Origin of the sequence: Chlorogloeopsis fritschii PCC 6912 (assembly GCF_000317285.1) — a bacterium.
In the GTDB taxonomy this organism is placed as follows: domain Bacteria; phylum Cyanobacteriota; class Cyanobacteriia; order Cyanobacteriales; family Nostocaceae; genus Chlorogloeopsis; species Chlorogloeopsis fritschii.
In genome coordinates this window covers 50,253-77,164 of sequence record NZ_AJLN01000015.1, presented here as the reverse complement: position 1 = coordinate 77,164, position 26,912 = coordinate 50,253, and the positions used below count along the sequence as shown (strand labels likewise).

Genomic DNA, 26,912 nt, shown 5'->3' with positions numbered 1-26,912 from the left:
AACCATGCCAAAAAAATGATAGTCTACGAAGCAAAAGCAGAAGCGACAATAGAGCAGTTACTCAAAGTCAATGAAGCTTTGAGGACTGCTCTTTTTGTTAGAAATTCTTGCTTGCGTTTTTGGATGGATGGTCATGCAAAAAATGGTTACGATTTGAATAAATATACAAAAGTTTTGTCAGACAACCCTGCTTTTCCTTGGGTATCAAAACTCAACTCATCGGCAAGACAGGCAATGGCAGAACGTGCCTGGGCAGCAATCTCTAGGTTTTTTGAGAATTGTAAAAACAAAGTTCCTTTTAAAAAGGGTTTTCCCAGATTTCGTAAACTCCAAAACAGAGCATCTGTTGAATATAAACAAAGTGGTTGGTCACTTTCACAGTGTCGTCAATACATCACATTCACAGATAAGTTTGGGATTGGAACGATGAAACTAAGGGGAACTCGTGACTTAAATTACTATCAGTTAAAACAGATAAAACGGGTCAGGATAGTGCGTCGTGTGGACGGTATATATGTCCAATTCTGTATCGACCATGAAAGAAAAGAGCAGTTAGAACCAACAGGTAAATCTCTAGCTCTTGACTTAGGGCTGACTCATTTCTACACAGATAGTGATGGCAATAAAGTAGAAAACCCCAGGTTGCTTCGCAAGTCCGAAAAAACATTAAAAAAGGCACAACGAAGATTATCTCGTTGTGCCAAAGGTTCTAAAAATCGTGCCAAGGCACGAATTAGATTAGGCAAAAAACACCTGAAATTACAACACCAGCGTAAAGATTGGTGCGTCAAATTGGCCCTATGCGTAATAATGTCTGCCGACATTGTGGCATATGAAGATTTACAGGTGAGAAATATGGTGAGAAATCACAAACTAGCCAAGAGTATTTCAGATGCTGGCTGGAGCATTTTCACTCAATGGTTAGAGTATTTTGGCAAGGTGTATGGGCGAGTTGTAGTTGCAGTGCCACCAGCGTACACGACTATTGATTGCTCTAATTGTGGGCAACAAGTTCACAAAACACTCACTACCAGGACACATCACTGTCCACATTGCTCCTACACCGCTTGCCGAGATTGGAATGCTAGCCGCAACATCCTTAACAAAGGATTAGAACTTTTCAGAAATACCGATGGGCAGTCGGGAATTTACTACGCCTCTGGAGAGTCCGATCTCTGCTTGTACAAGGCGACTTCTACAAGTAAATCGTCTCGCAGAAAGAGGAAAATCCAACAGTGATGTTGGAATCCCCGCACAAAACACAGCTTTAGTGCGGAGTGGATGTCAAAACCATCTTAAAACAAAGTTAATTGTTTGTAACTGCTTACTATTTGAGGATTTGCTATTTGCAAAATTTCTTCTCTTTTTCGGGCAACCAATTGGAGATAGTAGTGGGATGAATACTTCTTATGACTGTTTATATTGGTTACTCCCTGGATACTGTAGTAGTAAGTTACGACATCTCCAGTTTTTCCTAGTTTGAGAAGTTCCTTTTCGCCTTCTTTAATTTTGCGGGTGATGCATAACTTTTCTTTGGGGTATTCCCTTGATAAAATCTGAGAACAGATGTGTGCGTAATATTCCTCTGCTGCTGATGTATTTTGAATTAGATAGGTTAAGTACTGAATAGAAAATTCTTTTTCTAATTGCGAGCGATCGCGGCTGCGCCAGTTACCTTTAGTAACGATTTTTCCGTCCACAAGCCATAGAAGGTAGTTTTTGGTTCCCCTTTGGGGGATAAACATGGCATTGGCAATAAATTTTAGCTTGACGGTTATCCCTTGGGGTAGTTGAGACTGAAGTGTAGTGTATACTTCCTCTGGGTTGGGGTGGGTGAAGAACACACCATCAGTATCAACTTCTATGGATGTTGCACCAGCTTTATTGATTACTTCGATCATGAACTGTAAAGTGCGCCGACCGTAGGCTGTTACAAGGGCAGCTGCTTCCATATCATTGAAGGGTAGTTCCGAAGTGCCGAAGAACCCAAACTGAGAATTAGCTAGGACTTTGGTGGATTCTTTTTTTTCCTTAGCAACGATATCTCCAGTACTGGCGAGTTTTTCCAACCTCGACTTCTCGGTTACTAAATATTGCAGGATGCTCAACCCGACTCGGTTCGTATCTTTATGAGAGACAATCCCCTTTGACAATATAGTACTGGGATACATGGAACTAATATCGATGTACCCTACCCTTCTATACAATCCTGGTACAGAGTGAGCTATCCCCCCTTGAAATTTATACTTGCGGTCTGGTTTAGGCTTGTAACCAGGATAGTGATGCTCGAAAATTCTTTCCCATTTGGTACCGTTACCAGCGAGGGCTAGTTGCTGGAGGTTCATTCCTGGTACTACCAGTGCTTCGTAATAGTACGAGGGTACGAGCATATTGGCAATGAGTCGGGTATCTTCTAAGTCGTAGGTCAGATACTCCCTGATTTTTTCCCATCCCCTGCTACCAGAACCAGCTTTCCAGCAAACCTTGATTTCCTCATAAGGAAGAACTAATCGAGTTTGCGAACGCAATCCCATTTCCAAAACAGCTTGTTTGAGCGATCGCCCGTTGGTAAGTTTTTTGGCGATAAAATCCCACCTAAGAACGCAGATATAAATGTCTACGTGTTGGCAGTTGCGGATAAATATTTCCCGAATTTTTAGCGGTTCGCCGCGTACTTGAGCAGTTCGGATAGTGCGGGTCTTAGATGCGACTTTAAAGGGGTGAGTAATGCCGTGTAACTTGCAGCGAGTGATTATAAATGGTAAGTCAAATTGCATCCCGTTGTAGGTGAAAATTACTTCTGGATTTTTCTTTTCCAAATGATTGAGAAATTCCGTGATTATTTTCGCTTCTGAGATATCTATAAAAACAGTGGGACACCCTATTTCATCCATACATCCGATGGCGTAAATGCGATTCTCAACTGGGTCTATTCCTGCGGTTTCGATATCAACAAATAGTTGTGAAAGTTCCTGATACCGCTTTAAGTGTACTTGGGGTTGCCAGGATTTTATTGGAGTGGGGTCTTTCCAATATATGTCTAGCTTGCTTTCATCTACAACGATTCTACCTTTAGACTTTTTAACAAAATCTCTGTGATTGTAACTCATGAATTAGAGATTTTTCCAATTGTATGTATTGGTGATAATTAATAGTTTCTTGCCTTAATAGCGTATGCTCATGTAGTGGTTTAATTATTTGACTTTTTTACAAAATATTTACAAGGTTTTTACCAAATAAAAACCTAATTATTTATCTAGTACATATACTTATACTAATAGTTTAATTTTGCTATAGTTAGTTATGTTATTTAAGAGATTTTTAATATCTTCTATCCTAATTTATCTAGTAGGCTGTTCTCCTAAATCTTCTGATAATACCGCACAGTTGAATTTACCAAAACTTGTGGAATATTCAGCTTCCGTATCTCCCGCACCTGCTTCTCAATCTGAAGTTTTGCCAGAGTTATCCGAAACCAAGAAATTACCTGCTGTAGATTCAGTTAATGATTTGATTAATAATTTCCACTTTGATGGAGACGGGGTGAAGGTACGACTTGTTGTTAAGGACGATAAAGGTTGTTTTGTTTGGATAAAACCTTCTACTCCTGATGCAACTGGTGAATTGGTGATGGAGGGTTTAAAACGTGAGAAATTGGGTTTATGGAAAGGGAATAATACCCAAAGATTATTTACCCAATCTGCTCCTAATCAACTGGATATCTATTCTCCACATGAGGAATTGCAAGCTAGCTATACTAATCCCTCCGTTACAAAAGATTTATTGAAAGCACCAGCTGATTATAAGGAACGCACTGCTGGTTTTGACGTTCTATTGCGACGTGATTTGAGTAAGTCTAAAGTAGCACGTACTATATATACTAATCAGTGCGCCCAGTTTACTAATTTTTACTATCGTGAAGAATTATCACTCGAAATCACACCAAAAAACCGTCCACTTTTTTAAGAAAATTTACATCAACCTCCTAGACTTACTTTGACAAGTTATGTAATGATTTTAAACAAGGCTGCTCATTAAGAGTAAATTTGTGCTGCTAACTTCCATCAAAACCAAGCTAAAATTGACATCATAACAGAATTATAAATGCATATTTGCCTTGATTGGTTTCATTAATGAATTAGAATTACAAGAACTTTCTGATTATTCTGCCATTATCGGAGCCTTAAATACGCATAGTTAAGATGTTAAACAACCAGTCATTTAGAGGTACACCAAAGTCTGATGGAAACTGTTGCTGTATTTTTGTGTATTGAACTTGATTCCAATCTTTTTGATTAAATATACTGTGCGGAACTTCTATATCTACTAATTGTGAATTTTCCATGCTTGCACACCACATCCTAACTCAATAATCAATAATACAGTTCCAATTAGGTAATTCGATCCAATAATGTGGTGAAATTTGACCATGCCCAATCCATTGGAGCGAGCCACACCAGATTGTATGTTCGATACCTTTATTAAACAAAATAGTTGAGAGAATTCTACTATGCCCATCACACTCAGTTGGAGAATTATCCCAAACATCTAATTCGGCACGTAGCTGGCAAATAAAATCATTGTTCATTCCAAGCATTTTTCTCTCCAATAGAGTTTTTACTTTGCGAACCGTATTGATTGCCACATCAGCTTTGTCAGCCACCTGACGCAAAGATAATCCCTCATTAATTGCTGCAATTATTCGTTGTGATGCAGGTTTTTTCAAAAATTTCTCTGCCGTTTCAGCACTTGGTGGGCGACCAATGTGTTTACCCCATTTTTTAGCACGGGACATCCCCTTTTTTTAGTTACAGCGTAGTTTCTCAGGATTGATTTGAAACTGTATACTGGTCATCTTCCGCTTTCCAGGTAGCTCTTGGGCATCCAAAATATACCCAATAGCTTGCAGTTCCTCTATAGTCCGCCACAGAATTTGGTTGTTCCTAGACAGGTTACTGCCCAACAGATCTAAATTTTTGAACAGATATTGCTTAGAAATCACTAAATATTGTCCATCAATTAGCTTATCCCATTTCATTCGGCTAGCAAGATAAACTAGCAGTTTCATCTTGTAGTCATGCTTGGCATTACTCCCTAGCTTCTGCTTGGTGTCTATGCTGTTGGAGAACAGTATGTAATCTCCCGTTCGCTCCGATCCTTCAAAGAATTCCAGCGCCACCGTGTAAGCATCTGCTAGTTCATAAGTGTAATCGGCAGCCTTGGCTAAATCGAAGTCTCGTGGCACATTATCGATTTCGTAATCTCGGATGCGGAGGATACTTTTGACGATGACCTTCGCTCCCATTGTATTGCCTTTTTTCAAAGACTTAGCGAACACTAGCTCAGTTCTATGGAGAGCAACCAAGTCCTGGTTTAGCTGCGATCGCGACCTGGCTGTGAAACTACCATCCTTTGCACGAGTATAGCCTAAGCTTTCTAACAGATCATTGGATCGAAAAGAAACAAGACTTCCGTTGTCCTGCTCTCGCGCTTCCTTGTACAAAAACAGCACAATCGCAACCTGTCGTGGATTTAAAAAGGTTAGCAATGCTTTAAATAAGCGCTGAACTCGGCGATCCTGAATCTTCTCCAGTCCTTTGCTAATTCCCTCTTCTGTACAAACTTTCAGATTTAAGTTGGCATACTGGGCTTTCAGTTCCTCCCACTCCTGAGCAGAAAGTTCTTCTAATTGAACACGACGAGTTAATGCAACTTCGCTCTCGTCTTTAGGGTCAGCGTTAACTCGCATTTCTAAATAATAACCATCTGCATCAGCACGGAGAATGGGCTGTTGTACATCAGGGTTTCTAATTGATGCTCCTGCTCTAGGCAATACCATCAGCAGTTGTCCATCCACGGGAAAAGCGGTATGTTCCTTACTCACAACTATTACCTAATTATTGAGCAAATTTTATCAAGTTTGCCAGTTCTAAACTGCCACACCTCTATAAATTAATAACAGTCTTAGTTAACAAATCTTCATGAAGACCTGTGACTCCGGCGTATGATTTTCACGCTTTTACCTGTGACTCCGGCGTATAGTTTTACCTGTGACTCCGGCGTATAGATATCCTGTTTACCTGTGATTCCGGCGTATAGTTTTATCTGTGACTCCGGCGTATAGTTTTTGAAATCAATTTTTTGAAAGGCTAATGCTGCAAACTATCCAAACATTGACCTGTGACTCCGGCGTACAGTTTTACCTGTGACTTTGGCGTATAGATATTCCGTTTACCTGTGATTCCGGCGTATAGTTTTACCTGTGACTCCGGCGTATGAACCACCTGTGACTCCGGCGTATAAGCGATTTTGCCCCCTTGATATCAAAATCTTTCAATGCTAAGTTTCAAATTTGACAGCCTGCTCGTCATGACTGTCGTCATTTAAAAAGCCGAGGAGAACAGTAAAGGTTCTCTCCCGACTTACCTAAATGCTAGGACTTTGTTAGAGTCAACGCAGCGCCAACTGCGTGGAACAAAAGCCCAGATATAAACATATCTAGACTTTAACAAACTTCCCCCTAAATGGTAAGCGCAGAGAACTGTACTTTTGCTGCTGCCCTGGCTCCGTAAACTAAAAATTCACGGAGTTCGTGTTCAATGGAAGAAAGCTCTAAAAAAATTGCAATATTTGACTTTATTAAGTCAGATATTGACATTAAGCAGATTAATTGCGCTATTTATTCTATTTATCGTAATTATACTTTCACTATCTTCTCCAAATTCATGTTTGCTTTGAACGAGGAGGGTGCTCGGTGATGATTACACAGCTTTCAGCATTTGAAATTGATACCTCACAAGCAATTAAACAGCTAGAGCTTTTGGGATATCAGCGAGGTGATGCTATTTATGTTCGGGCTTTCTTGCCTAAAGAAGACCCCCGTTACGCTCCTAACACAGGACGCAAAGCTGATAAACTCAACTTCAAACAAATTTTGCAGTGGCAGCAGCAGGGTTATGGCATATATTTTGTGATTAACGGCGGTGGCCATAAAGATGAAGACGTTCAACTGTGCCGTGCGGTCTTTATTGAGCATGATGATCTGGAAATAGAGTTACAGCGAAATTTGTGGCAAACGCTTTCGCTACCAGAACCAACCTTTCAAATCCAGACTCGCAAATCCGTGCATTCTTACTGGGTGTTTGAAAAACCCATCCCAGTTGAAGAGTGGAAGCAGTTGCAAAATGACTTACTAACCTACACTGGTGCTGATCCAGCCATCAAAAATCCCAGTCGGGTGATGCGATTGGCTGGTGCGTGGCACATCAAGCCAGGGGAAAAGCCGCAAAGGTGCGATATCATCTCGCAGTCTGGTATTAGGTACAACTATGAAAAATTGCGTTCCTCTGTGCCGTTGTCGCAGAATCCTGAGTTAGTCCAACGAGAGCCTAAAACAGTGCAATCAGCAGCCAGAGCGTTTGCACACGAGCAACAGTACACTCGGTATGAAGACATCTCTGTACCAGTGCCAGTTGCGGTGCCGCTCGAAGTCTGTCTCTCCAAAGAGTCTCGTACTCTGCTCAACTTTGGGGTAAACGAGGGGGGTCGCAATACCAATGGAGCCAAACTAGCACGAGACTTAATTGGCAGTGCCAATTATCTTACTAACATCGGTCAGCAGTTTGACGGCGACCCACAGCTACTGTTGCAGGACTACGCTAGTCGTTGTAACCCGCCGCTACCAGCTAAAGAAGTTGATGCTATCTGGAAGTCAGCCGAAAAAGACCGCCCTAGACCCAGCTGTACTCCTTTATGTGTGGAAACCTGTATTAGGGCTTGGTACTGGAACACTTATATTAAACCGAATCAAAATTTCTTGGCTAGTTTTGGTAGTCCTGCTAGAAATCCTGGGTTTGGTAATGTTTCCGGTGTTGGGAAGAAGCCGCCTATTTCAGATGCCGCACTGCACGAACGCATTCTAGAAATTTTGAGCAGTTGTGATTCCGAGTCAGGGCGAGTGATCGCATTGATGGAGTTGGCGGCTTCGGTGAGGTGTCCCTATCGGCAGATTGAGCAGCTAGTTAAGCTACTTACTTTTGAAGTAGATTTGCAAACTGACACTTTAGTTGCCACGCAGAAGCTTTCATCTTTGCTTAAAACTCATCCTCACCAACTTGACCTTACCCGATTGCTTGAACCTCAGTTCGCCCAACTTCTGATTGATACTGCTAAGGCCATGCCGACAGCTCCTGAATTTTTATTTACGACACTCTTGGGAACTGCGGCATCTCGAATTGGATCGGCAGCGCGAGTAATTGTAAAGCCATCCGCAAAGTACGCTCAACCGATGGTGATGTGGACGAGCATTGTAGCTGAATCTGGTTCTATGAAAACTCCAGCCCAACGGTTAATTATCGATCCCTTAGTGGAATTAGAAGCTGAGGCTTTTGAGCGCTATCGGATGGAACTAGCTGAATACAACAAGCTGCAAACAGTGGGTAAAAGCAAAAAGCAGGACGACTCACAAGAGGAGCCAGCAATAGCACCCACTCGCCAGCGCTATCTAACTAAGGACAGCACACTGGAAACATTGCAGCGAATTCATAGTGAAAATCCTCGCGGACTGCTGTACTACCGGGATGAACTAGCAGGGTTATTCAAAGCCCGTAATCAATATCGCGGTGGTTTAGGGGCTGATGAAGAGCAGGAACTCGATCAATTCAATGGGTCTGCAATTATCTACGACCGCTCAGACAAATCTGTATGCTTACCTAAGAGTGCCATCTCACGTACAGGCAGCATCCAGTGGGAAGTTTTAGCTACTATAATGGGTGACCACAACGACTGCAACGGCAATTTTGCTCGATGGCTGTTCTGTGCTGCAAAGTCTCCTAAACGTTATCTGCGGTTAGTTGGAGAAAGTACTGCTGCCGATACTGGTATCTCTCAAGCACTACGTCAACTTTACATAAAACTCGGCCAGGTGTCAGCACAAGATTACTTTCTAAGCACGGAAGCGGCTAAGTTTTTTGAGGCGTGGCAGCATTCTCTCGTAGATGCCCAAGTTGCTGAGGAGTCCTATGGACTGAGGGCAGTCTATCCCAAGATTGAAGCTTACACCACTAGGTTGGCACTATGGCTACACATCGTCAATGCTGTCTTAAGGGGTGAAACTCTGAGCCAAGTTATCTGTGGTGACACGATGGAAAAGGCCATTGAGCTAGCAGCTTATTTTCTGTGGCAGCATAAATTAATTCATGCTCAAAACTCTCCAGAATCTGGGCTGACATCTTGGGGTCTGAAAATACAGAAAGTGGCTGAACGTCTGGGAGGGGCTACAGCTTCCATGCTCAAGAGTAGCATCCGCGCTTTCCGCAAAAAACCGACTTTTGAAATCCGGCGACTGATGGAAATGATGGCAGCAGCAGGTTGGGGTCGTGTTGAAAATAAAGGGTCTAACTTAGTCTATTTGCCAAATGGTGTACCACTGAGTGAGATTGACAAAATTGACAGAAATTTGACACCTGTGTCAATCCAAAAAACCCAAAGCACTCCTGGATTTGACAATGAATTTGACTCATTTGACATAAATCTTAAGGCACCTGTTTCTTCAGAGAAAGTAACTAACCGCCACTCAAATTCCTCATTACGATTGAAAGATGTAGAGTTACGTCAATTTGTCAATTCAAACGCTCAAATGCCCACCGAAGAAGGTACTGATTTGATTGACAATAACTGTCAATTGGAGCGTCAATTGTCAACGGATGAATGGTCAAATATAGAATTTCTAGGCAATAGTCACGATGATGATTCGTCCCAGTTCCTTGGAGGAAATGATGTACCAACCCCTCTGCCATCAAATGGTAATGCTCCAGAAGCATTATCCGAACTTTTACGAGAATCTACTGAGTTATTAGGTATTAAAGCGAGTGTTGACTTAAATTTCCCGAATGCTACCGCCCAGACACTGCAAGATGTGAACCCAACTGTTACAGGTAGGAAATCAAACAACCGCAAGCTTCAGCCAGTCGAATTTTTGACGGCAGCTGGGGAGTGGATTGGTGGGTATTTTATTGATGCTTGTGTCACTGTTACCAATTTAGTAGGGCGATTTAGTTTATTTGATGCAGAGGGGAGAATGCATGTCTTTGAAGGACAAATCCGAAGAGCATCATCAGGCTAGGTGCAAGCACACCTTTAACACCTACTTTTGTTACATTTATCGCAGCATCTTGTGTTCAATTTTACTCAAAAGCAAGGGGGTGAGACATACTGTAAAAACGGATAACAACTGTATCTTAAGCTGATAATTTCCCATTAAAAAGTTTCAGCTGTTTTTAAAAGGTATCAATTATGACAGTTGGAAAACTTAAATTAAAACCTGGTCAAGAAGTTAATGCAAACAAAAGCGACAAACGGGTAAAAAAAGGTGATAGTGAAATTTCAGTCACTATGACCTGTAATTCTTCTGAACAAGAGTTAGTAGAGCACGAACCCAAACCAAGGGAAGAATTTGCAACAGCTGATACTGTAGTTGTTGCAGTCGAAGTCCTAGAGGAGCTAACCGAGGAGGAAAAAGCTGACCGTCACAGATTGGAGCTAAAAATAGAACGGGCATTTTATGAAGCGGGTTGTGCCTTGAGGGAACTGCGGGAACGGCGGCTATACCGAAGTACTCATAGAACTTTTGAGGAATACTGCCGCGATCGCTTTAATTATAGTCGCGACACTGCTTACCTGAAGATTGCGGCTGCTGTCGTCTATGACAATATTCAGAAATTTTTGCCGACCATTGGTCGGCAAACTCCCATGCCGACCAACGAACGTCAGTTACGTGATTTAGCTAAAGCAAATTTTGAACCAGAACTTCAAGCGGCTGCATGGTTACAGGGTATAGAAGAAGCTGGCGGTAAAGTTCCTAGCGGACGCATTATTAAGGGAATTGTGGAACAGCTCAAGGACAAGCCTCTACTTCTTGCCAGTGATTTTTGCCAAATAGGTGACGTGTTTACCTTAACTAGGTTAGAGGGTACTGAACGCAAATATAATGGCTGTTGGGCGATCGCAGTTGCCCTTAAAGAATTTAGTGTAGAAGTGGACGTTCATGACACTACTCTAAACGTGAAACCTGAAAACCTCAACAAAATTGATTCTCCGGAAGTACATCGCCAACTACCACAAATTAAAAAACGCATCAAGCGTTTGCGCGATTATGGAATACTAGATCGCTGTGCTTATACAGTGTTGGAGTCTCTGGGACGACAGACTTACTTGACCCCTGTCGAGGAAGGCTTGTTGGAATGGTTGGAGAAATATTATGGGGTTGATAGCTGAAACATAATAACTGGTCGATAGCAAAGCGTCAAAGAAGATGAGGTATGATTTCATGAAGTCGTACTAGAGCTTCACTACAAACAATTATCGGGGCGTTACTGATTAAGGGTACGAATTTATCTCACGTAGAGACGCAGTGACGCAGAGAGTAAGAGCTTGAAATATCAAATTTTTAAATTTCATACCTCCATTCAGCAACGCTAAATATTTAATTAAAGTATTTATGAAATAAAACTTTGAGCAAAATTAATTTTACCTTGTCCAGAGTATGTAATTATACTCTACATATGGCAAGTAAGAGCTAGCTGCTCCATTCTGACGAGGATATCTTGAAGCACTAATCTCCACAACGTTTCAGCTAAATTAAGTCAGCGACTTACTAGGTTCCCGCTTTCGAGCCTCAACAGCGGAATAAGGGAATTGCAGCAATGGTGGCAAACACTTGGACAGCCGTAAATATTCCCAGTGCGGGACCAAATCCCAAGTCAAGGGTTTCACCAAACAAAAAGCTACCGATTCCAAATCCTGTAAAGAGCAAAAAAACATTTAGCCCCATCACCTGTCCTCCCTGCTGTTTCCCTCCTAACTCAGTCACAATTCCCGCAAACAGTGGTTGGGTCAGATCGTATCCCAACGAAATAATAGTCACTGCTACAGCGGCAACAAGTAAAGGAACTTGAGGAATCAGGAGCCCTACCCCGATCGCCGCCACACTTAAACCAAGAGCAATCAACCGCCTACGACCCCAGCGATCAGCGGCTCGTCCGATCGTTGAACCAAACAGCAATCCTGGCACTCCATAGCCAAGAATGGCTAGACCAATGCTAATCTCCCCCAAGTTATATCGTTGAGAAAAGTAAACCCCCAACCAGGTATAAATGCCAGAGTGGAAAATTCCATTCCAGAATACATAGCTATAGGTTCTAAAGCCCCGTTTTGTAGCCAGGAGCTTGCGGTAGCCTAAAACCACTTCTCGTAAGGAGAGCCGTGCCTTAGACCTGGAAACCTGAGGTAGCGAACCAAAGCGGAGCAACAGCTCGAACACACCAACGGTTAAGACAGCGGTGCCAATAAATAGCATCCGCCAAGCCACAAAAGGTTCCAAGATTGCACCGGAAGTTGAACCTAACGCCATTCCACCTTCCATCGCTGCAAACAGCAATCCCAAAGGACGCCCACGCTGGTTATGCGCAAATAAATCCCCAACTAGGGCGAGCGACATTGGCACAACACCACTCGCGCCCAATCCGGTTAAGAGTCGCCAGACGACTATCTGCTCAGCAGACTGCGACGTTGCTGTCAGCGCTGTCAAAATAACAAACGCCAGAAGCGAAACTCGGATGACATGCCCCTCCCAGCCGATCTGAGAGCAAACCATAAATCAGGGTGGAAGGGTGGAAATGCCGTAAGCAATCATGTACGCCGGAACAATGAGACCAATTTGCTGCTCCGGAACCTGGAAAACCTCAGCGAGTCGAGGCAGGAGCCGCACGATCGTATAGCCTTGGAAAAAGATTAAAGCAGCGGCCGCACACAGTATCCAAAGCAAAGGTTCGCGCCGCCGTGTATTTCCGGGTTCACTCGCTTCATTAGTATGTTGAGCCATAAACGTCCTCAAGTATTTCGCTCAGGACATTGTAGAGAGGTAACTCTCTACAACGTCACCAAAACCCAAAATGAAACTCCTGTTCTACGCTTCAATGGCAGTAAATCCCACCTGGTCAAGTGCTGCTTTAAGTTGTTCCTCTTGCACTTGGGTCGGCTCATAGCGCACATAGACCCGCTTTTGTGGTACTTTCGGCTTGACTTCTTGAACGCCTACCAGTGAAGTCAGTACCGTGCTGATTTTGCTAGCACAGCCTTCGCAAACCATTCCTGGAACTAGAAACTCTTGTTCAGCCAGTGGCTCTAACTCTGGCAGATCCTCGCGTTGCAGATCGATTCCTCGAATGCGTAGCGTGTTGAGCAGAATGGCAAAAATACTCAGCACCATGATGGTGATGGCTAGCGTCGGCGTAATGAATCCCATTGCTGCCAATCCCATGCCCACCAGGTTAAAGAGCACCGCCACAATCACATTTCCAGTCATCGTGCGGTAGCTGGCTTTGCCCAGAATAAGCGCACTGAGCACGTCATTGAGCCGATCGCCAATCAGGATGACGCCTGCTGATTCGATCGCCACATCTGTTCCAGCCCCCAGCGCAATTCCAATGTTTGCTTGGGCAAGGGCAGGGGCATCATTAATTCCATCTCCGACCATTGCGACCTTACGCCCCGCGTTTTGAAGCGTTTCAATGGCAGCAACCTTGTCTGTTGGCAACAGTTCTGCCCGGACTTCATCAACACCCAGCTTATTTCCAATTGCTTCCGCTACCCGTTGGGCATCGCCCGTAAGCATCACGGTCTTGATCCCTCGTTGCCGCAGTTTCTCAAATAACCGTTGCGCTCCCCGACGTGGTGTGTCTTGCAGTGCAAAAATGCCAATGGCTTCTTTACCCCGTGCCAGTACGACTACTGTTTTGCCTTCATTGCTGAGGGCATCAATCCTCGCTCTAACCTGAGCGGTTAAGGAAACACCGCGCTCTTCAACAAAAGAAGGTTTTCCGGCTAAAACTTCGGTTTCCCCTAGCCTTGCCTCAACTCCCTTGCCTGGAGCCGCACGAAATTCTTTAACGGCGGCTGGCTGAGTGCCTTCCCGCAGCGCAAAGAAGCGGATGGCTTGACCAATCGGATGTTCCGAAGGTTCTTCAATTGCTGACGCTAATGTCAGAGTTTCTATTCGCTCACTGCCAAAGGTCTCAACGTTAGTGACGGTTGGGCGACCATAGGTGAGTGTGCCGGTTTTGTCAAAGACAACCATGTCTACTACTGAAAGTTCATGAAAGACTTCACTTGCCTTGACTAAAAGACCAATCGAAATTCCTTTTCCACCCGCGATCGCAGACAGCATCGGTGTTGTAATTCCCAAAGCGCACGGGTAGCCCATAATGATAGTCGTCAGCAACACCAGCGTTGCCTTAGTGTAGTCACCGCTAAACATTACCCAGCCTGTAAATGCTAGCCCCGCCACAATGAATACAACTGGACCGTAATAGTTCATTAACCGATCCGCCAGTAGTTCCAGCGGTGGCTTACGCTCGGCGATCTGAGTCATGAGACGCACAATTTGACTCAGAAAGCTATCTTGTCCAATCTTAGTGACGCGAATGTTAAGAACACCGTCGAGGTTCAGGGTTCCACCAATCACCTTGGCATTGACTCCTTTCGTGGACGGAACGGACTCCCCAGTAAAGCTAGACTCGTCAACGCTAGCGATCCCTTCAATCACTTCACCATCAAGAGGAATCCGTTCGCCTGGTCGCACAACGAGTGTTTCACCAACAACAACCTCATTTGTCAATACATCGACGGTCTGTCCTCCCCGCAGCACTCGTGCCCGTGGGGGTTGAAGTGAGAGGAGTTTCCGAACAGCTTCAGATGCCTTCTTGCGAGTATCCAGCTTGAAGTAGCCAAAGAAGAGGTGCAATGACATCAACCAGGCAGCAACGGGTAGAAAGTTTGGCCACTGGGGATCGACCAGAGAAAGGGTACCGATAATAAACGACCCCCAGGCTCCGGCTGACAGTAAGACATTCGCATTAATCACTCGCTGCTGAAGTGCCATCAACGTTTTGCGTAGAATGGGATACCCCACCCAAAGCAGAACAACAGCTGCCACCGCCAAGCTAAACCAAGCTCTGGGTTGTGGTGGGAGTTGAAAGAGGTTTAAAGGGTCAATGAGTAGATCGATGAGCGAAAGTGCCATCCCAATGATGCCGCGCTGCCCGAGCAGCTTGAACAGTGCTTCATCTGTGACATACTGCTGCATCTCAGTCTCCGAGACACTGTAACCTAGCTTTTCTACGGCAGTCTTTAACTCTTCCTCATTAATCTGCGATGTATCTGCCTCAACTAGAACAATTCCGTGAACGAGGTTCACCATCACGCTATTGATACCAGGATGACGTTTAAGTGCCTGCTCAATACTCATGGTGCAGAACGAGCACATCATACCTGACACCTTCATTTGAACGGTTTCAGTTGCCATGTGTTTCTCCTTGAGCCCCTACAGATTTTCAAAATTAGATCTTGCACTCACTGTAAACGTTGAACCTGAGTTCAAGGTCAAGCCTATTTTCAAGGAAGTAACCCACACATTAAAAATTTCAAAAACCCCTTGACCTTGAAGCTAGGTTTAGGGTTTAGGCTGGAGATATCAAACCTGAAAAAAGATTCATTGCATCCTTACACCTAAAATGGGGTAGGGCTGGCTTCAAATCAAGGAGGTAGCCAAAAAATGAAACAGGGACGATTTATCAGTGAGTTAAGCCGCCAAGTAGATACCCCAGTGGCAACCATCCGCTACTACGAACGCTTGGGACTGCTCGATCCTCCTGAAAGAACACAGTCTCAATATCGTGTCTATTCAAAAGAAGCCGAGGAGCGCTTACTATTTATCCAGCAAGCCAAGAAATTCGGACTTTCCCTGGAAGAGATCAAACAGATCCTTGAGCTGAGTACCAAGAGCATTGCTCCCTGTAAACAGGTCAAAAAAATGCTGAAGAAGCACCTGGATGATGTTGATCGCAAAATTCAGGAAATGCTTGAATTCCGTCAGGAGTTGACAAGTCGATATATGCAGCTTGATGATTTACTCTCAGATTCATCTACTGCACCCGCCTCAGCAGTGTGTAGTGGAAAAATCTGTGGCTTTATTGAGGGCTTTATTGAGCAAGAAACAGATGGGAAAGCTCAATAGCATAAGTTTTAGTTCCCAAAAGCAATTTGAACATTGCCTTACCCAAATACACATGAAAAGTCTGTACTGTCAATCTTCTACAACGTGGATTCTACATAATTCTTGAAAACTGATGAGTAATTATTTAATAGACATTAGTTGTCTTTGTTGCAGCTTCTGAACAGCTTCTACCCATGCTGGTGCTCTTTTACCATTAATGGGTGTAAGCTCTTGCCAGTGTTCTTGTAACTGGGCTTGTGTCATCTGAGGTAATTGAACATGCGCCCAATTGATAGCATCTTGGGGAGTTTTCCAATCTTTCCAAGGTTGCAGACTGTTCTTTTTAGTTGGAACTATCTCAATAAGGGTAGCTTCCAACCACAGGTGTGCTGCTTCATCCCGCATGAGATTTTGACGTGTCATTAGGAGTGTGATGCTTGATTGAATGCTGGCTGTACTCCACAATTGGGAGATGGTTGTAAGTTCCTTCCAAGTGTCCTCCTCTAATTGAGTAAGATTTCTGCCATTGGGGTTAGTTTTGCAGATAAGTAGGTCTTTAAGGAAATCGACAAGACTGGTGTGGATGGTGATTGGGTGCTTACCGCATGTAATCCAATCTTGGAGAATGCCCAAGTTACCCGTGATTTCCCCTCTGGCAATATTTTCACAGAAAGTGAGTAAATCGTGTTCGGGAATTGTACCTGATAGTTCCCACACCCAATTAGGAGTAATTTCTCCATCGCCCAGTAGGGTTAGCTGATCGAGAAGTTTGAGTGAGTCGCGCAGGTGTCCGTTACAAGCTTTGGCGATCGCGGTTACTGCTGATAGTGTGATGTCAATGCTTTCCTGGGAAGCAATCTCTACTAGGTAATCTACAACTGCTCTTGGTGAAACCCTCCTAAAATCAAACTTGTGACAGCGAGAGGTAATAGTTTCTGGTACTTTGTGTATTTCTGTCGTACAGAATACAAACACTACATGGACTGGCGGTTGTTCGACTGTCTTTAATAATGCTTGCCACGATTGGTGAGACAGGGCATGACATTCATCCACAATCAGGATTTTGTACCTGCCCTCAATTGGTTTGAGTTGGAGGTTGGACACTATTTCGCGAATGTTATCTACACCGGAGTGGCTGGCAGCATCAAGTTCGGTTACATCTACAGATGAGGAATTTGTGATAGTTTTACATGAATTACACTCGCCGCAAGGTTCGGTAGTAGCATTCTCTAATGATTGACAGTTAAGGGATTTAGCGAGAATACGGGCTGTACTGGTTTTACCCGTACCCTTGGGGCCGGTAAATAGGTAAGCGGGTGCAATTTTCCCACAGGCGATCGCATTACTCAAAGTGCGAACAATATGCTCTTGACCGATAATTTGTGAAAGTTGTTGGGGACGATACTTTAGATGCAGTGGTGTGTACATATTCTTAGACTGTCAAATTTTATAAATGGAATTTGTGTATAACCAGCACTATTACTGGCTATACTTTTTGGTTTATACGGTTGTGGTTTCCAATTCCGGTTTAAGTTTTGCTTCCTGCTTGCGTTTGCGGGATTTAGGTTTGTTAGTAGCAGGTGTATCAGATGTAGATTTATCTTCCCGATTGATTGTTTCATCGGATACGTGCTCTGCTTCGGCGCTATTTTCTGCTACTGCTTCCGTGTCTGGTTTTGAGGTATCTTGAAGCTGCTGTGGTTTATTAAAATCCTGTACATCTACAGGCATAACTAGTGTTAGTTGGTCGAGTAACCCACCTACAGGAGAAATGATTACTGGCTGGAGAGGCTTGTTAAACCTGAACACGATTTCATCGGTTGAGATGTGCTTGAGTGCTTCTTGCAGGTAGCCACTATTTAGACCAATACCGATGTTTTCTCCAACACTGGTTTGCGTTTTGATAAGTAGAGAATCTACCGCATCGCCAATATCAGTATTACCTGTCATTAATGTTGCTTGCTGGTCATTGACCTCCCATAGGATTTTGACGATTTTGTGTTTTTTCTCTGCAAAATGGCTAATTCTTTTGAGAATTATTTCCATTCCCTTGCGTTCTACAACTATTTCGTTGGCAAAGCTTCTAGGGATAAAGCTGTTGATATTGGGGAATTGTCCTTCTAGCAACCTGGATGTAAGTTCAGCATTTGGCAGGATAAATTGAATAGTGTTTTTTCCCACCTTGAGGGTACAACTGCTGCTTTGGGCTGCATTCGAGAGGATTTTTTCTAACTCGATAAGGCTTCTTCTAGGAACAGTGAATGAGAGTGGTTCGTAGCTTACTTCTAATTTGGAGGATACAAATGCAAGGCGGTGTCCGTCAGTGCTAGCACAACTCCAATTTTCACCTTGTAATTGAAAATGTACACCTGTGAGGACAAGTTTGGTTTCGTCAGTGCTGCTGCAATACAGACAAGATAAAAGTGCAGCTTGTAGCTTCTTGCTAGGGATACTGATAACGGTGGGGTTTTCTGTTTCTGGGATGCTTGGGAAATCTTCTGCGTTTCCTCCCACAATGCGACACTTTCCCGTACTGTGGCTGATTATGCAGCTGCGATCGCTAACCTCAATATCGAGTTCGCCTGATAGATTGTTAACCGTGTCGGCTAGTAGTTTGGCGTTTAGTGCTACTGTACCTGCTTGTTTTATGTTAGCTACAGAATCAGTTTTGATACTAACATTTAGGTCAGTACCAATTACGGTAAGTTTGCCTGAGTCTGACGCTTCGATTAGCAGACTGCCAAGGATTGGGTCTACTGGTTTTGTAGATATGCCATTTTTGGCTGTTTCAATGAGTTCTGCAAGTACAGATTGAGCAATTGTTAGTTCCATTTTGGTTGTATATCTTTTGTGGATATTCATTCACGAGTGCTAGTTGTTACTAGCACCTATGTTTGTTTTTAAAACAGTCAGTACGGTAAGTCCTCAATAACGGGAGTTGAAGGTGGTAGTGCCATTACTTCGTTTGTGGCTTTACCAACTAAACGGTGGTGTTCGGCGACAACAGCAGAAGTTTTACCAATGCGATAGCTAAACTCAGGGTTAGCTTGCATCAATGTTTGGAATTCTGCTTCTTTGTCCTCACAGAAGAATTCGAGGAAGTTGCTACCATCAGGGTTGGGAGATTTGTAGGATTCGACTACCGCTACCCAGGATTTATCGCGTTGGTTAATTGCTTCCTTGGGTTCGAGTGATGGTACGAAGGTGGGTTGGAATATACCAAGCCGATGAAATTCTTGGGATTTTTCAGCAACAGGTACATCTGCAAACCTGGCGAACGCTACTTCTAGTTCCCGTTGGAATTGTTTATAAGCTTCGCCAAATCTAGAAGAAGCTACTCCCTTAATTGAGAGAACGATTGGTTTGCTGTGGAGGTTTTTGTTGTTCTCATCCACTAGGTTGATTAAGTAGAACCGCCGCAGTACGACTTTATCTTTTCCTAGAGTTTGGTACATATCATATCCGTCACCGTATTCGTAGATACCGATAATTGCACCATCATCCCGTTGTTCGATGTACCTGGGAGAGATATCAAGAATGTGCATTCTGGGAGATTGCAGCAATACTCCCATCTCTGGCGTACCATTGGAGAAGGTATGTTTGTGGATAGGTTCGCCTCCTTGCCAATCAATACCTCCTAAGTATTTATCCTTAATGAATAAGCCTACTTTCTTCGGCTCCATGTGGTTTATCATTTGGCATATGCAGACATTGCTCATGGGAGCGTTATATTCTGGGTTAGCAAATTTTGATATTGCAGACTTTCTCTGTTGGAGATTATCTGGAGTTGTAGGGGAAGGAGGTTGTTCTTTTTGTTCAGATGAAGTTGTACCAGATTTGGTTGGAGTTCTAGGCATAATTATTGTTGTTGAACTAGTTCAAATAAGGTGTGCATTTGCATATGTCGTGGTAAAAAAATAAAGCCGCCTGGATGTAAAAGACGACTTTAGTAGATTTAATCGATTTAACAATATGCCATAAGGTTGCAGTACATTATGGCTTGTGCATTTTGATGATTCGGGTGGTTACACCTGTGGGGTTATTTGATTTAATAAAGGCATTTTTGGGTAAAGATTCATCGTATGCATTCCAACTTTCCAACCATTCTTTAAAATCTTGATATTTGCGGTTGAAGAATACTGATTCTGGAACAATTGTTATTAGTATTCCTCCTGATTTAATTAGCTTCCATGCATGATAAATATGTTCTAATAGTTGAGAGAATGGAGGATTCATGATGACATGCGAGTAGAGATTATCTGTGGTATAACTTGGAAAATCTCTACCAACTAAATTGAACCCTTTGAGTTCGAGTATTCTGCGTAGAGTTGGGTTAATTTCTACTACTTCTAAATCCACTTGAGGGTATTTTTCGACAATCGCTTTTGTGATACAGCCAGAGCCAGCACTTGGTTCAAGTATGCGAGAGTTTTCGTTAATTTCTGCTAATTGAATGAGGCGTTTACAAACATCAGGCGGTGTGGGGAAGAAATCTTTCCATGTCATCCCGATAATTTCCAATTCTAACTTGTTTAACTCCTGTTGAGTTGTACTTATCTCTTGGGGTTTAACGTATAGTTGAATTTCCCTAATAGCAGATACGATTTCGCCTGCATTGTAAATACTTGCATGGTTGAGAGAGTTTACCCAATCTTGGTTATATTCGACGTTAAGGGTTTCTTGCAGTTCCTGGGGAGTTTTTCCCTGTTGAGAAATCCTAAACAGTGTCTCAACCTGTGACTTTTGAGAGATACCGCGCAGTACTTCGGGGATATTTCCCATTTCCCACATTTGTGCGATCGCAAGCAACCAAGACTGGATTGTTTGTAATTCCATCCCTTCAGCGATAATCCCTTGGGCGATGCGCTTGCGGCGTTTAGTTGCTCTTTGGTTCCCAATCGCAGGGTTGAGCTTTGCATCAATAGTTTTCTGCATTGATGCAGCTAGTTCTCGCAGCTTTGCAGCTTTTGTGGGGTTAGGTATATTGAAATTGAAACTAAGGGTGTCGGCGGTGTCTGCTTGCGTTCCAGCTTTAAACAGCGATAGTGATAGCTGCATTTTCCTTCAAATCCTTGAGCGCGCATTCGACTATGAGGGATTCTTCTACATCCCAGGCTTTGACTTCCCAAGGAGTAGTTAGGCGTTCGCTTGGGCGAACAATCGCTTTCGAGCATTTTTCTTTGCAGGTAATCCATTTAAGGAATTTGTCTGCTTTTTCTTTGAAGTCAAACCCAAAATAAGAAGTGATTCTTCTGCCTTTGGGATTTGTTATAGTTCCGACTCTTGGTGATAGGCTATTGAAAGTCCACCCATTGGATGTAAGTTCGATTTTTTTGACTTTAATTTCCGAAGAGTTCATAGTTCGACTTCTGGGATAGCGTCTAGATATTCTTGAGTTGAAATTTCTTTATTTATCCACCTTTGATGGATTATCTCCAAACCTTCCTGTTGAGTTTCTTCTGCAACATCTTCCACAACAAACTGTTCTAAAATCGACAAAAGCCTTTCTTTGAAGACTTGATGTTTTACTTGTGAATAGGTAAACTGATAGATATTATCTGCATTCACAAACAGGTAGACTAAATTAATATGTTCGAGTGGTAATTGAGTTTTTTCGTGTAATAGGAATAATCTGAGTTGTGTATTAAATGAATTTTCTAGTTCTTGGAAATTGGATAGTTTTTGAATAGTCCAATCTATTCCAATCGCTTGTTTATCTTGATAGATGATTAAGTCGTAATTAGCGTGTAATAACTGCGACTTGTAAAGATATTGCACTTCGGCGTTCCATTCTTTGCTACCAGGAATTTCTAGAAATGGTTTGACCGCTTTTACCCACTTGTCTATTTGAGGATATGCTTCTAATAGAGGCTCTACTGGTAACCCTAACCCAATTTGTTGCATAATTAGGTGAAACTCACCACCAAGTTTTTCACCTGGGCTAATTGGGATTATCCTTGTATTTACTTCTGATTTTTTGCTTTCCTGTTCAATATTTTCTAATTGAATTGGATTGAATCTGTTCATCATAAATATCTGTCCTGATTGATTTTTCAAGACAGATATGTGTTAACTATTTGTGGTGATTATTATTTAAACTTGCTGGTATTTTTCAAGGTTGGTAATTGTGGTTTGGATGCTGCGACAGGACATGGTATTTAGATCGAAATAACTGGCGAACTTTGTGATTTTTCCTGTTAGGGTTAACTCTAAGAGGTATTGAGATGCGATCGCTGATGTCATGCGGTTAACAAACAACGATTGGTGATTAAGTATTTGAATTTCCGCACACGACAGATTGTTGGTGTTGAGTTCTTCTGGTTTGGGAAGTAGCAATTCGGGATGTATCAGCGCCGGGGAGGGTAGCTGTTTCCAGAATGAGGGAGTTTTTGGATTGTCGCAACTACTTATAATGTAAAACTCCTGGTGGGTTCCCAATAGAATTTGTCCGGAGTGTGAACTATTGCCGCAGTCTAGCCAGAATATAGAGGCATGTTCGCGGAAGCTATTATATTCCAAGCACGAGTGAATTTGCGCCCTGGCGGCGGCATTATCCACACAGCCTATAATAACTGTCAGGCTGTTCCACCTGTATTTGTTCATATAGTTGGGTGAAAACCAATCCAAAATCGCCTTTACCTCTAACCCGTACTTGGCGCTACACCTGGTAGCAAGACACCTAGCTTTAGGCAAACCCACCTCAGATGGTTGGTAGTTTTGGCGGGCGATATTTTTAGGTTCGACTGTATCTCCGTCGATGATGGTGAGGCTGGCTTCCTTGCCTACTCGGTTTAGTTGCAGCATGAGGCGACACACTTCTTCAGCAAGATATCCTCCAGTACCGCCAGCGCCTATCAAGATAAAGTCTACTTTCTGGTGGGGATGGGGAACAACGGGGTAAGCTTTTTCGCAGTCGAATTGGATCATGGTTCAAATATAAAATTGGGAGCAATTTCAAAAAAGTGGTTATATATCCCTAGCCTGCTGTATATTGTGGGAGTTGTATTAACTGTCCCGACTATTGCAAATACGCGAAATTTCCCTGCTTCCTCTTGGTTGTCTTGGCTACTAGGAATTGCCTTCATGCAGCCATGTGAATGTACTTCAACCAGTGCTTGCCTATATTTAGGGTTGTCTTGTTGTAGCGATCGCACGTGAGTCGATGATGCTTCCTGCATCGGAGTGTGCAACCACCAGCGATTATTCTCAACTCCCAGGTAGAAAAGTATTTCCTGATGGGGATTAACCCTTGCAGTATTAACGATGTCTGCAATCATACTTGCTGGCACTCTCGGTACATTTAACTTGAGATAAGGTTGTATTTCTGCTAACCCTGGTATCTTAGTACGGGCGATTGGCAGGCAAATTTCTAGTTCCGGGCGGTGCGATCGCAAAAAGACTCCATTAGCTGCAACCCAATATTCCTGAAGTTTTTGACTGTATGGGGGAAGGTTGGGATCGAATGTGTAGTAGTGACTGATGAAGGGATTACTCATGTTCAAATAGATACTTGGGTATGTCGTTAGGGTTTTTAATTCTTTGGTAGCTGCAACTTACTAATTCTTTGACTGGGAAGGATTTTGCACCCTGCAAACTGATTAGTAGGTTGCAAACATTGTGAGGATGCGATCTACACTTGTTCTGACTTAAATCCTGGTTAAAAGGGCTGTTCCAGAACAATTGCCAAGCTTTATTTATTGAGTCGGGATTGCAAGTAGGTGGAATATTTTTACCAAAGCAAATTCTATTCGAGTCATTCCAAATATTTGGTAAAGGCGCTTTGTATAACTGACAATCCTGCTTAAAGATTTTTCCCTTAATTACCCATAGATAGTAGCTGCTATAATTTCCAGCAAATATAAATCCTGGCATGGGAACAGTTATGGTTTTATTCCCTTCTAAAAGTTGTATTGTGATTGAGTATTTTTGAGGCGGGTAAAATTGAATAATACCTTCTCCGTTTGGTGTTTTCCCCCACCATAAAGTATTGGGAGATAACCATCCAGAACTAACGGTTTTAGCTGTAAATGCTTTTTCTACAGCTTCAGGTGATATAAACTTATGGCTAGTTTTATTCTCTTCTTTCTCTACTAAAACAAATTGACCTTTAAGTATGATTAAATGTCCTAGTACTTCTTGTTGTGGAATATTTGCAAGGATAGTTTGGCCGTTTAATTCTACATTCATTTGGCAGCTTTATTCCAGATTCTGATGATTTTATTTCGATTAGCTACTGATGTTTTTATCCAGTCGGATAACTCTTGAAATTGGTCTAACATGATAGTAGCTTCTTGCCATTTTTGAGCTAGAAAGACTATATTTTCTTCAGTCCAATCCCACCAATCTCCAGTTTCATAAGTTGTATCTAACCAGATGTTGCCTGTCGAGTAGTCCAGAATGCTAAGGCTAGTTGCTAAATATTGAAGGGGTGATTTAAACTTATTACAGATTTTCACAAGCTTTTGAAAATCTATATCCTCTACTCTTGCTATATACTCAGGCTCAAATCCAAACTTCTCTTCCCAATATTCAAGCTGATACCCATTTCCCATAACCGACAGTAAGAACTTTTCGCTTGTTTCTAGATCTTCAAAGTCATTCTCCCACCATTCGATTATTTGTGGGACTATGGGAATATATTCATACTTGTCACAAGCTTCTATTTCATCAACAAATTCAACAGGGAATAGGTTTGAATCTACTAGCTGAATAAATTCAATTTCTCTATCTGAATAAATGCAATCAGGATGTGCTTTTCTATCGAGAGGAGTTATTGACTCATTCCACTGTTCTGGAAATAATTTTTGGTATAAGCTGAGTAAGTTTGCTTTTTGAGAGAGATTTTCCAGATAGATGATTGTTTCTTTGCAGATAATGGGTATTTTGAATAGTTCTAGTGATATCATAATTATGATGACTGCCGCTACGCGCAGATAGCGGCATTGTTTGACTACAGTACTGGGTAAATGCTGGGAATAGATGGTTGTTGTTTGAGAAAATTAGAAACTTTTTCTGTATATATCTCCCAGCTTTCTCCTACTTTGATTGTGTGGATTATTTCTGCTTGGATACTAATCAAAAGTTCTAGAGGTAGTTGATTTTTAATTTCTAAAAGTTTTAACTTCCAAGCTAATTCAAACGCTGGGTTAATTTGTTCTGGTGCTAATTTGAGTTCGGTGATACAATTACCCTTAGTTCCAGCGCGTTTAACTAGCCTGATTTCGGTTGTATCTCCTGTAGTTGTCCGAGTGATTTCGGCATTAGCATATTCTGGGAAATATGTGCTGATAGCAAGTCTGATTTTCTCATCGTTGCTTGCTGTTTCTTCTGGGATAGGGACTTGTTGACCTTCGATGATAGCGATATAATTCATGATGATTAGAACAGTGAAAGTTGTTTTTTGTTAGATTCGACTTCTTGAGAATTGGCTGGTAACTCTCGCTTTTGTATTTGTTTCTTTTGGTTAGAACTTTTGGTAGTGACTTTTGTTTTTTCAGCAGCTTCAATGATTTTGGGTAGTGCTTCTTCTAACTGGTGAATGTAGTCTCTGAGAATTGGTTGTGAAGTTATTTCCTGATAGTTGATAGTTTCAATGATGGGTGGTGCGTTTCTGATACCAATTGATAGGATGGCTTGTTGCTCATCTGGATGAATGAGTATGGTTATTAAATATGTTTTGGAATTTAGAGTGCTGTTACTATCAACTTGCTCATCAATTTCATCATCTTCTGCGTTATTATTGTTACTAGAATTTAAATCACTACCGTAACTAACTTTGGGGTTAGTTATACTTTCCTGGTTTTGGTCTTGATTGTTCATGAAAGATTGGCAAATTTTGAGAGGGTACGGATGGTAATCCCAGTTCGCCTAAACGACTGCCATTTGTAAGCACATTCTCCTGGTTTATATTTGGGCGATAGTTGACTCCAGGTGTCCCATGCTTCTAGTAGAGTGGGACTGACTGATTTAAGCGCCATTCCTACCTGTATCCAAGTGATGTAGTCATCTGCGAACCGGGGGTGAATGACTTCCACAAATGTGAGTGCAGCCTGAATGTTAGTTTCGATATCTGGGTATAATTGGTATCTGTTTACCCCATATCTGCGGTTATATTTTTCTTGTGGTAGGCAAGTTGCCTTTTCCTTCTGCTTTGACATTTGGGTTATTACCCATTGGGGTGCGATCGCAACTTGTTTTTCTTGGGGACTGCAACCGGGAACCCACTGGTAATACCTCCCTTCTGGGTGATAGGAAGGAGGAAGGACTGAGACGTGATTTTTACCCCTAAACTCCAGATTTGATATTTTGCTAGAAGTAATTGACTTATGTTGGGGTATTAGGTATAGAAACTGGCATTTGTACTTGCCTCCAGAGGTAAAGGCGACTGTTGGTGGTAAGTATGCAAGTGCGCGATCGCATAATTTTTGGGGTGCAATCTCTTTTATTTCCTCCTCTTCTAGCTTTTCTGTAAGGATGAGTATTTGACCCCAGGCGTGTAGCCCGTCGCAGTCGATGGCGACGATATGTCCTTGCGGTTGGTTATCGCCACAGACAATAGCAACCCCAGTAACGCGCGTATACCTTTTCCCTGACCAAATCTTGCATTTAGTACGAATGAGTTCGGTTTGTAGCTGTTTGGGAGAATAAGTTTTATGCTGCCATTGTTTTCCTCCCAGAGGGCGTTTGCCGAAGGTAGGTACAATTCGCCAATTTGATGGTAATTGTTCCAGAGACGAGATGATTTTACGCGCCTGGGGGTGCATCGTTTCACATGATTTTCACTTCTTTACTGTCGGTAGTTGTGTGCATGAGTTTTTAGGAGTAGTTAACATAATTCGTAATTTTTAATTAGAAAGTAGTG

The 26,912-nt window shown here is 42.5% G+C and carries 24 protein-coding genes; 5 read left to right on the top strand and 19 right to left on the bottom strand.

Features of this window, described 5'->3' with window-relative positions; translation table 11 throughout:
- Positions 1 to 15: 15 nt before the first annotated feature.
- Entirely contained in the window at positions 16 to 1,239 is a 1,224-nt protein-coding gene (locus tag UYC_RS0100545; RefSeq protein ID WP_016877440.1) for an RNA-guided endonuclease InsQ/TnpB family protein, read from the top strand.
- Between the two features lie 56 nt (positions 1,240 to 1,295).
- Here the strand turns inward: UYC_RS0100545 and UYC_RS0100540 are convergent, their stop codons facing one another.
- On the bottom strand, positions 1,296 to 3,110 hold the full coding sequence (locus UYC_RS0100540; RefSeq protein WP_016877439.1) for a 3'-5' exonuclease: 1,815 nt from the start codon (positions 3,108 to 3,110) through the stop codon (positions 1,296 to 1,298).
- Between the two features lie 295 nt (positions 3,111 to 3,405).
- Here UYC_RS0100540 and UYC_RS0100535 point away from each other — a divergent pair, with 295 nt between their 5' ends.
- Positions 3,406 to 3,966: a hypothetical protein gene (locus tag UYC_RS0100535; RefSeq protein WP_235181596.1), complete on the top strand. Its 561-nt coding sequence runs from the start codon at positions 3,406 to 3,408 to the stop codon at positions 3,964 to 3,966.
- A 217-nt stretch (positions 3,967 to 4,183) separates the two neighbouring features.
- Here the strand turns inward: UYC_RS0100535 and UYC_RS38705 are convergent, their stop codons facing one another.
- The 3 genes from UYC_RS38705 to UYC_RS0100520 are packed head-to-tail and all read right to left on the bottom strand — an operon-like array spanning position 4,184 to position 5,884.
- Positions 4,184 to 4,345, bottom strand: a complete 162-nt coding sequence (locus UYC_RS38705) for a hypothetical protein (protein WP_016877437.1) — start codon at positions 4,343 to 4,345, stop codon at positions 4,184 to 4,186.
- A 21-nt stretch (positions 4,346 to 4,366) separates the two neighbouring features.
- Positions 4,367 to 4,795 (bottom strand): hypothetical protein, encoded by a 429-nt coding sequence (locus UYC_RS0100525; RefSeq protein WP_016877436.1) that lies wholly within the window; start codon positions 4,793 to 4,795, stop codon positions 4,367 to 4,369.
- Positions 4,796 to 4,804: 9 nt separating this feature from the next.
- Positions 4,805 to 5,884, bottom strand: coding sequence for a hypothetical protein (locus tag UYC_RS0100520; protein ID WP_016879189.1), 1,080 nt, complete (start codon positions 5,882 to 5,884; stop codon positions 4,805 to 4,807).
- A gap of 873 nt (positions 5,885 to 6,757) precedes the next feature.
- On the opposite strand from UYC_RS0100520, the gene UYC_RS0100510 reads away from it, so the two are divergent.
- Together UYC_RS0100510 and UYC_RS0100505 are read left to right on the top strand one after the other, a co-directional pair.
- Positions 6,758 to 10,123 carry a DUF3987 domain-containing protein gene (locus UYC_RS0100510; protein WP_016879188.1) on the top strand — a complete coding sequence of 1,122 codons (3,366 nt, stop codon included), beginning with the start codon at positions 6,758 to 6,760 and terminating at the stop codon, positions 10,121 to 10,123.
- 170 nt (positions 10,124 to 10,293) lie between these two features.
- Positions 10,294 to 11,274, top strand: coding sequence for a hypothetical protein (locus tag UYC_RS0100505; protein ID WP_016877689.1), 981 nt, complete (start codon positions 10,294 to 10,296; stop codon positions 11,272 to 11,274).
- 400 nt (positions 11,275 to 11,674) lie between these two features.
- Here UYC_RS0100505 and UYC_RS0100500 read toward each other — a convergent pair whose 3' ends face one another.
- Both UYC_RS0100500 and UYC_RS0100490 read right to left on the bottom strand, forming a co-directional pair.
- A complete protein-coding gene (locus UYC_RS0100500) occupies positions 11,675 to 12,652 on the bottom strand; it encodes an MFS transporter (protein ID WP_016879187.1) in 978 nt (325 codons plus the stop codon).
- Positions 12,653 to 12,964: 312 nt separating this feature from the next.
- Positions 12,965 to 15,340, bottom strand: a complete 2,376-nt coding sequence (locus UYC_RS0100490) for a heavy metal translocating P-type ATPase (RefSeq protein WP_071588481.1) — start codon at positions 15,338 to 15,340, stop codon at positions 12,965 to 12,967.
- A 270-nt stretch (positions 15,341 to 15,610) separates the two neighbouring features.
- On the opposite strand from UYC_RS0100490, the gene UYC_RS0100485 reads away from it, so the two are divergent.
- On the top strand, positions 15,611 to 16,072 hold the full coding sequence (locus UYC_RS0100485; RefSeq protein WP_016877685.1) for a MerR family transcriptional regulator: 462 nt from the start codon (positions 15,611 to 15,613) through the stop codon (positions 16,070 to 16,072).
- A 120-nt stretch (positions 16,073 to 16,192) separates the two neighbouring features.
- Here the strand turns inward: UYC_RS0100485 and dnaX are convergent, their stop codons facing one another.
- The 13 genes from dnaX to UYC_RS0100420 all read right to left on the bottom strand — a co-directional run bounded on the left by dnaX (position 16,193) and on the right by UYC_RS0100420 (position 26,814).
- Positions 16,193 to 17,479, bottom strand: a complete 1,287-nt coding sequence (dnaX, locus tag UYC_RS0100480; protein ID WP_016877684.1) for a DNA polymerase III subunit gamma/tau — start codon at positions 17,477 to 17,479, stop codon at positions 16,193 to 16,195.
- Positions 17,480 to 17,551: 72 nt separating this feature from the next.
- Positions 17,552 to 18,883: a DNA polymerase III subunit beta gene (dnaN, locus tag UYC_RS0100475; protein ID WP_040431942.1), complete on the bottom strand. Its 1,332-nt coding sequence runs from the start codon at positions 18,881 to 18,883 to the stop codon at positions 17,552 to 17,554.
- A 77-nt stretch (positions 18,884 to 18,960) separates the two neighbouring features.
- Positions 18,961 to 19,908, bottom strand: coding sequence for a DUF5895 domain-containing protein (locus UYC_RS0100470; protein WP_026087668.1), 948 nt, complete (start codon positions 19,906 to 19,908; stop codon positions 18,961 to 18,963).
- A 136-nt stretch (positions 19,909 to 20,044) separates the two neighbouring features.
- Positions 20,045 to 21,109 (bottom strand): DNA methyltransferase family protein, encoded by a 1,065-nt coding sequence (locus tag UYC_RS0100465; RefSeq protein WP_016877680.1) that lies wholly within the window; start codon positions 21,107 to 21,109, stop codon positions 20,045 to 20,047.
- Positions 21,084 to 21,410 (bottom strand): hypothetical protein, encoded by a 327-nt coding sequence (locus UYC_RS0100460; RefSeq protein ID WP_016877679.1) that lies wholly within the window; start codon positions 21,408 to 21,410, stop codon positions 21,084 to 21,086. Before UYC_RS0100460 ends, UYC_RS0100465 begins: the two co-directional genes overlap by 26 nt.
- Positions 21,407 to 22,081: a hypothetical protein gene (locus UYC_RS0100455; RefSeq protein ID WP_235083063.1), complete on the bottom strand. Its 675-nt coding sequence runs from the start codon at positions 22,079 to 22,081 to the stop codon at positions 21,407 to 21,409. The genes UYC_RS0100460 and UYC_RS0100455 overlap by 4 nt, the downstream gene beginning before the upstream one ends.
- A 63-nt stretch (positions 22,082 to 22,144) precedes the next feature.
- Positions 22,145 to 22,978 (bottom strand): PRTRC system ThiF family protein, encoded by an 834-nt coding sequence (locus tag UYC_RS0100450; protein WP_016877677.1) that lies wholly within the window; start codon positions 22,976 to 22,978, stop codon positions 22,145 to 22,147.
- Positions 22,975 to 23,547, bottom strand: a complete 573-nt coding sequence (locus UYC_RS0100445) for a Mov34/MPN/PAD-1 family protein (protein WP_016877676.1) — start codon at positions 23,545 to 23,547, stop codon at positions 22,975 to 22,977. Before UYC_RS0100445 ends, UYC_RS0100450 begins: the two co-directional genes overlap by 4 nt.
- Positions 23,540 to 24,238, bottom strand: a complete 699-nt coding sequence (locus UYC_RS0100440) for a hypothetical protein (RefSeq protein WP_016877675.1) — start codon at positions 24,236 to 24,238, stop codon at positions 23,540 to 23,542. The genes UYC_RS0100445 and UYC_RS0100440 overlap by 8 nt, the downstream gene beginning before the upstream one ends.
- Entirely contained in the window at positions 24,235 to 24,957 is a 723-nt protein-coding gene (locus tag UYC_RS0100435; protein ID WP_016877674.1) for a hypothetical protein, read from the bottom strand. The genes UYC_RS0100440 and UYC_RS0100435 overlap by 4 nt, the downstream gene beginning before the upstream one ends.
- Positions 24,958 to 25,001: 44 nt before the next feature.
- A complete protein-coding gene (locus UYC_RS0100430; RefSeq protein ID WP_016877673.1) occupies positions 25,002 to 25,424 on the bottom strand; it encodes a hypothetical protein in 423 nt (140 codons plus the stop codon).
- Between the two features lie 5 nt (positions 25,425 to 25,429).
- A complete protein-coding gene (locus UYC_RS0100425; protein ID WP_016877672.1) occupies positions 25,430 to 25,870 on the bottom strand; it encodes a hypothetical protein in 441 nt (146 codons plus the stop codon).
- Positions 25,867 to 26,814: a bifunctional DNA primase/polymerase gene (locus tag UYC_RS0100420; protein ID WP_016877671.1), complete on the bottom strand. Its 948-nt coding sequence runs from the start codon at positions 26,812 to 26,814 to the stop codon at positions 25,867 to 25,869. Before UYC_RS0100420 ends, UYC_RS0100425 begins: the two co-directional genes overlap by 4 nt.
- Positions 26,815 to 26,912 lie beyond the last annotated feature (98 nt).

Excerpts from the sequence above, each read along its gene's own strand:
- UYC_RS0100450 (WP_016877677.1), bottom strand. The coding sequence starts at position 22,978 with ATGATCCAATTCGACTGCGAAAAAGCTTACCCCGTTGTTCCCCATCCC.
- UYC_RS0100545 (WP_016877440.1), top strand. The coding sequence starts at position 16 with ATGATAGTCTACGAAGCAAAAGCAGAAGCGACAATAGAGCAGTTACTC.
- UYC_RS0100485 (WP_016877685.1), top strand. The coding sequence starts at position 15,611 with ATGAAACAGGGACGATTTATCAGTGAGTTAAGCCGCCAAGTAGATACC.
- UYC_RS0100500 (WP_016879187.1), bottom strand. The coding sequence starts at position 12,652 with ATGGTTTGCTCTCAGATCGGCTGGGAGGGGCATGTCATCCGAGTTTCG.
- dnaN (WP_040431942.1), bottom strand. The coding sequence starts at position 18,883 with ATGGAACTAACAATTGCTCAATCTGTACTTGCAGAACTCATTGAAACA.
- UYC_RS0100420 (WP_016877671.1), bottom strand. The coding sequence starts at position 26,814 with ATGCACCCCCAGGCGCGTAAAATCATCTCGTCTCTGGAACAATTACCA.
- UYC_RS0100470 (WP_026087668.1), bottom strand. The coding sequence starts at position 19,908 with ATGCCTAGAACTCCAACCAAATCTGGTACAACTTCATCTGAACAAAAA.
- UYC_RS0100440 (WP_016877675.1), bottom strand. The coding sequence starts at position 24,238 with ATGAATGTAGAATTAAACGGCCAAACTATCCTTGCAAATATTCCACAA.
- UYC_RS0100460 (WP_016877679.1), bottom strand. The coding sequence starts at position 21,410 with ATGAACTCTTCGGAAATTAAAGTCAAAAAAATCGAACTTACATCCAAT.
- UYC_RS0100510 (WP_016879188.1), top strand. The coding sequence starts at position 6,758 with ATGATTACACAGCTTTCAGCATTTGAAATTGATACCTCACAAGCAATT.
- UYC_RS0100540 (WP_016877439.1), bottom strand. The coding sequence starts at position 3,110 with ATGAGTTACAATCACAGAGATTTTGTTAAAAAGTCTAAAGGTAGAATC.
- UYC_RS0100465 (WP_016877680.1), bottom strand. The coding sequence starts at position 21,109 with ATGCAGCTATCACTATCGCTGTTTAAAGCTGGAACGCAAGCAGACACC.
- UYC_RS0100505 (WP_016877689.1), top strand. The coding sequence starts at position 10,294 with ATGACAGTTGGAAAACTTAAATTAAAACCTGGTCAAGAAGTTAATGCA.
- UYC_RS0100430 (WP_016877673.1), bottom strand. The coding sequence starts at position 25,424 with ATGAATTATATCGCTATCATCGAAGGTCAACAAGTCCCTATCCCAGAA.
- dnaX (WP_016877684.1), bottom strand. The coding sequence starts at position 17,479 with ATGTACACACCACTGCATCTAAAGTATCGTCCCCAACAACTTTCACAA.
- UYC_RS0100425 (WP_016877672.1), bottom strand. The coding sequence starts at position 25,870 with ATGAACAATCAAGACCAAAACCAGGAAAGTATAACTAACCCCAAAGTT.
- UYC_RS0100525 (WP_016877436.1), bottom strand. The coding sequence starts at position 4,795 with ATGTCCCGTGCTAAAAAATGGGGTAAACACATTGGTCGCCCACCAAGT.
- UYC_RS0100455 (WP_235083063.1), bottom strand. The coding sequence starts at position 22,081 with ATGATGAACAGATTCAATCCAATTCAATTAGAAAATATTGAACAGGAA.
- UYC_RS38705 (WP_016877437.1), bottom strand. The coding sequence starts at position 4,345 with ATGGAAAATTCACAATTAGTAGATATAGAAGTTCCGCACAGTATATTT.
- UYC_RS0100445 (WP_016877676.1), bottom strand. The coding sequence starts at position 23,547 with ATGAGTAATCCCTTCATCAGTCACTACTACACATTCGATCCCAACCTT.
- UYC_RS0100490 (WP_071588481.1), bottom strand. The coding sequence starts at position 15,340 with ATGAAGGTGTCAGGTATGATGTGCTCGTTCTGCACCATGAGTATTGAG.
- UYC_RS0100435 (WP_016877674.1), bottom strand. The coding sequence starts at position 24,957 with ATGATATCACTAGAACTATTCAAAATACCCATTATCTGCAAAGAAACA.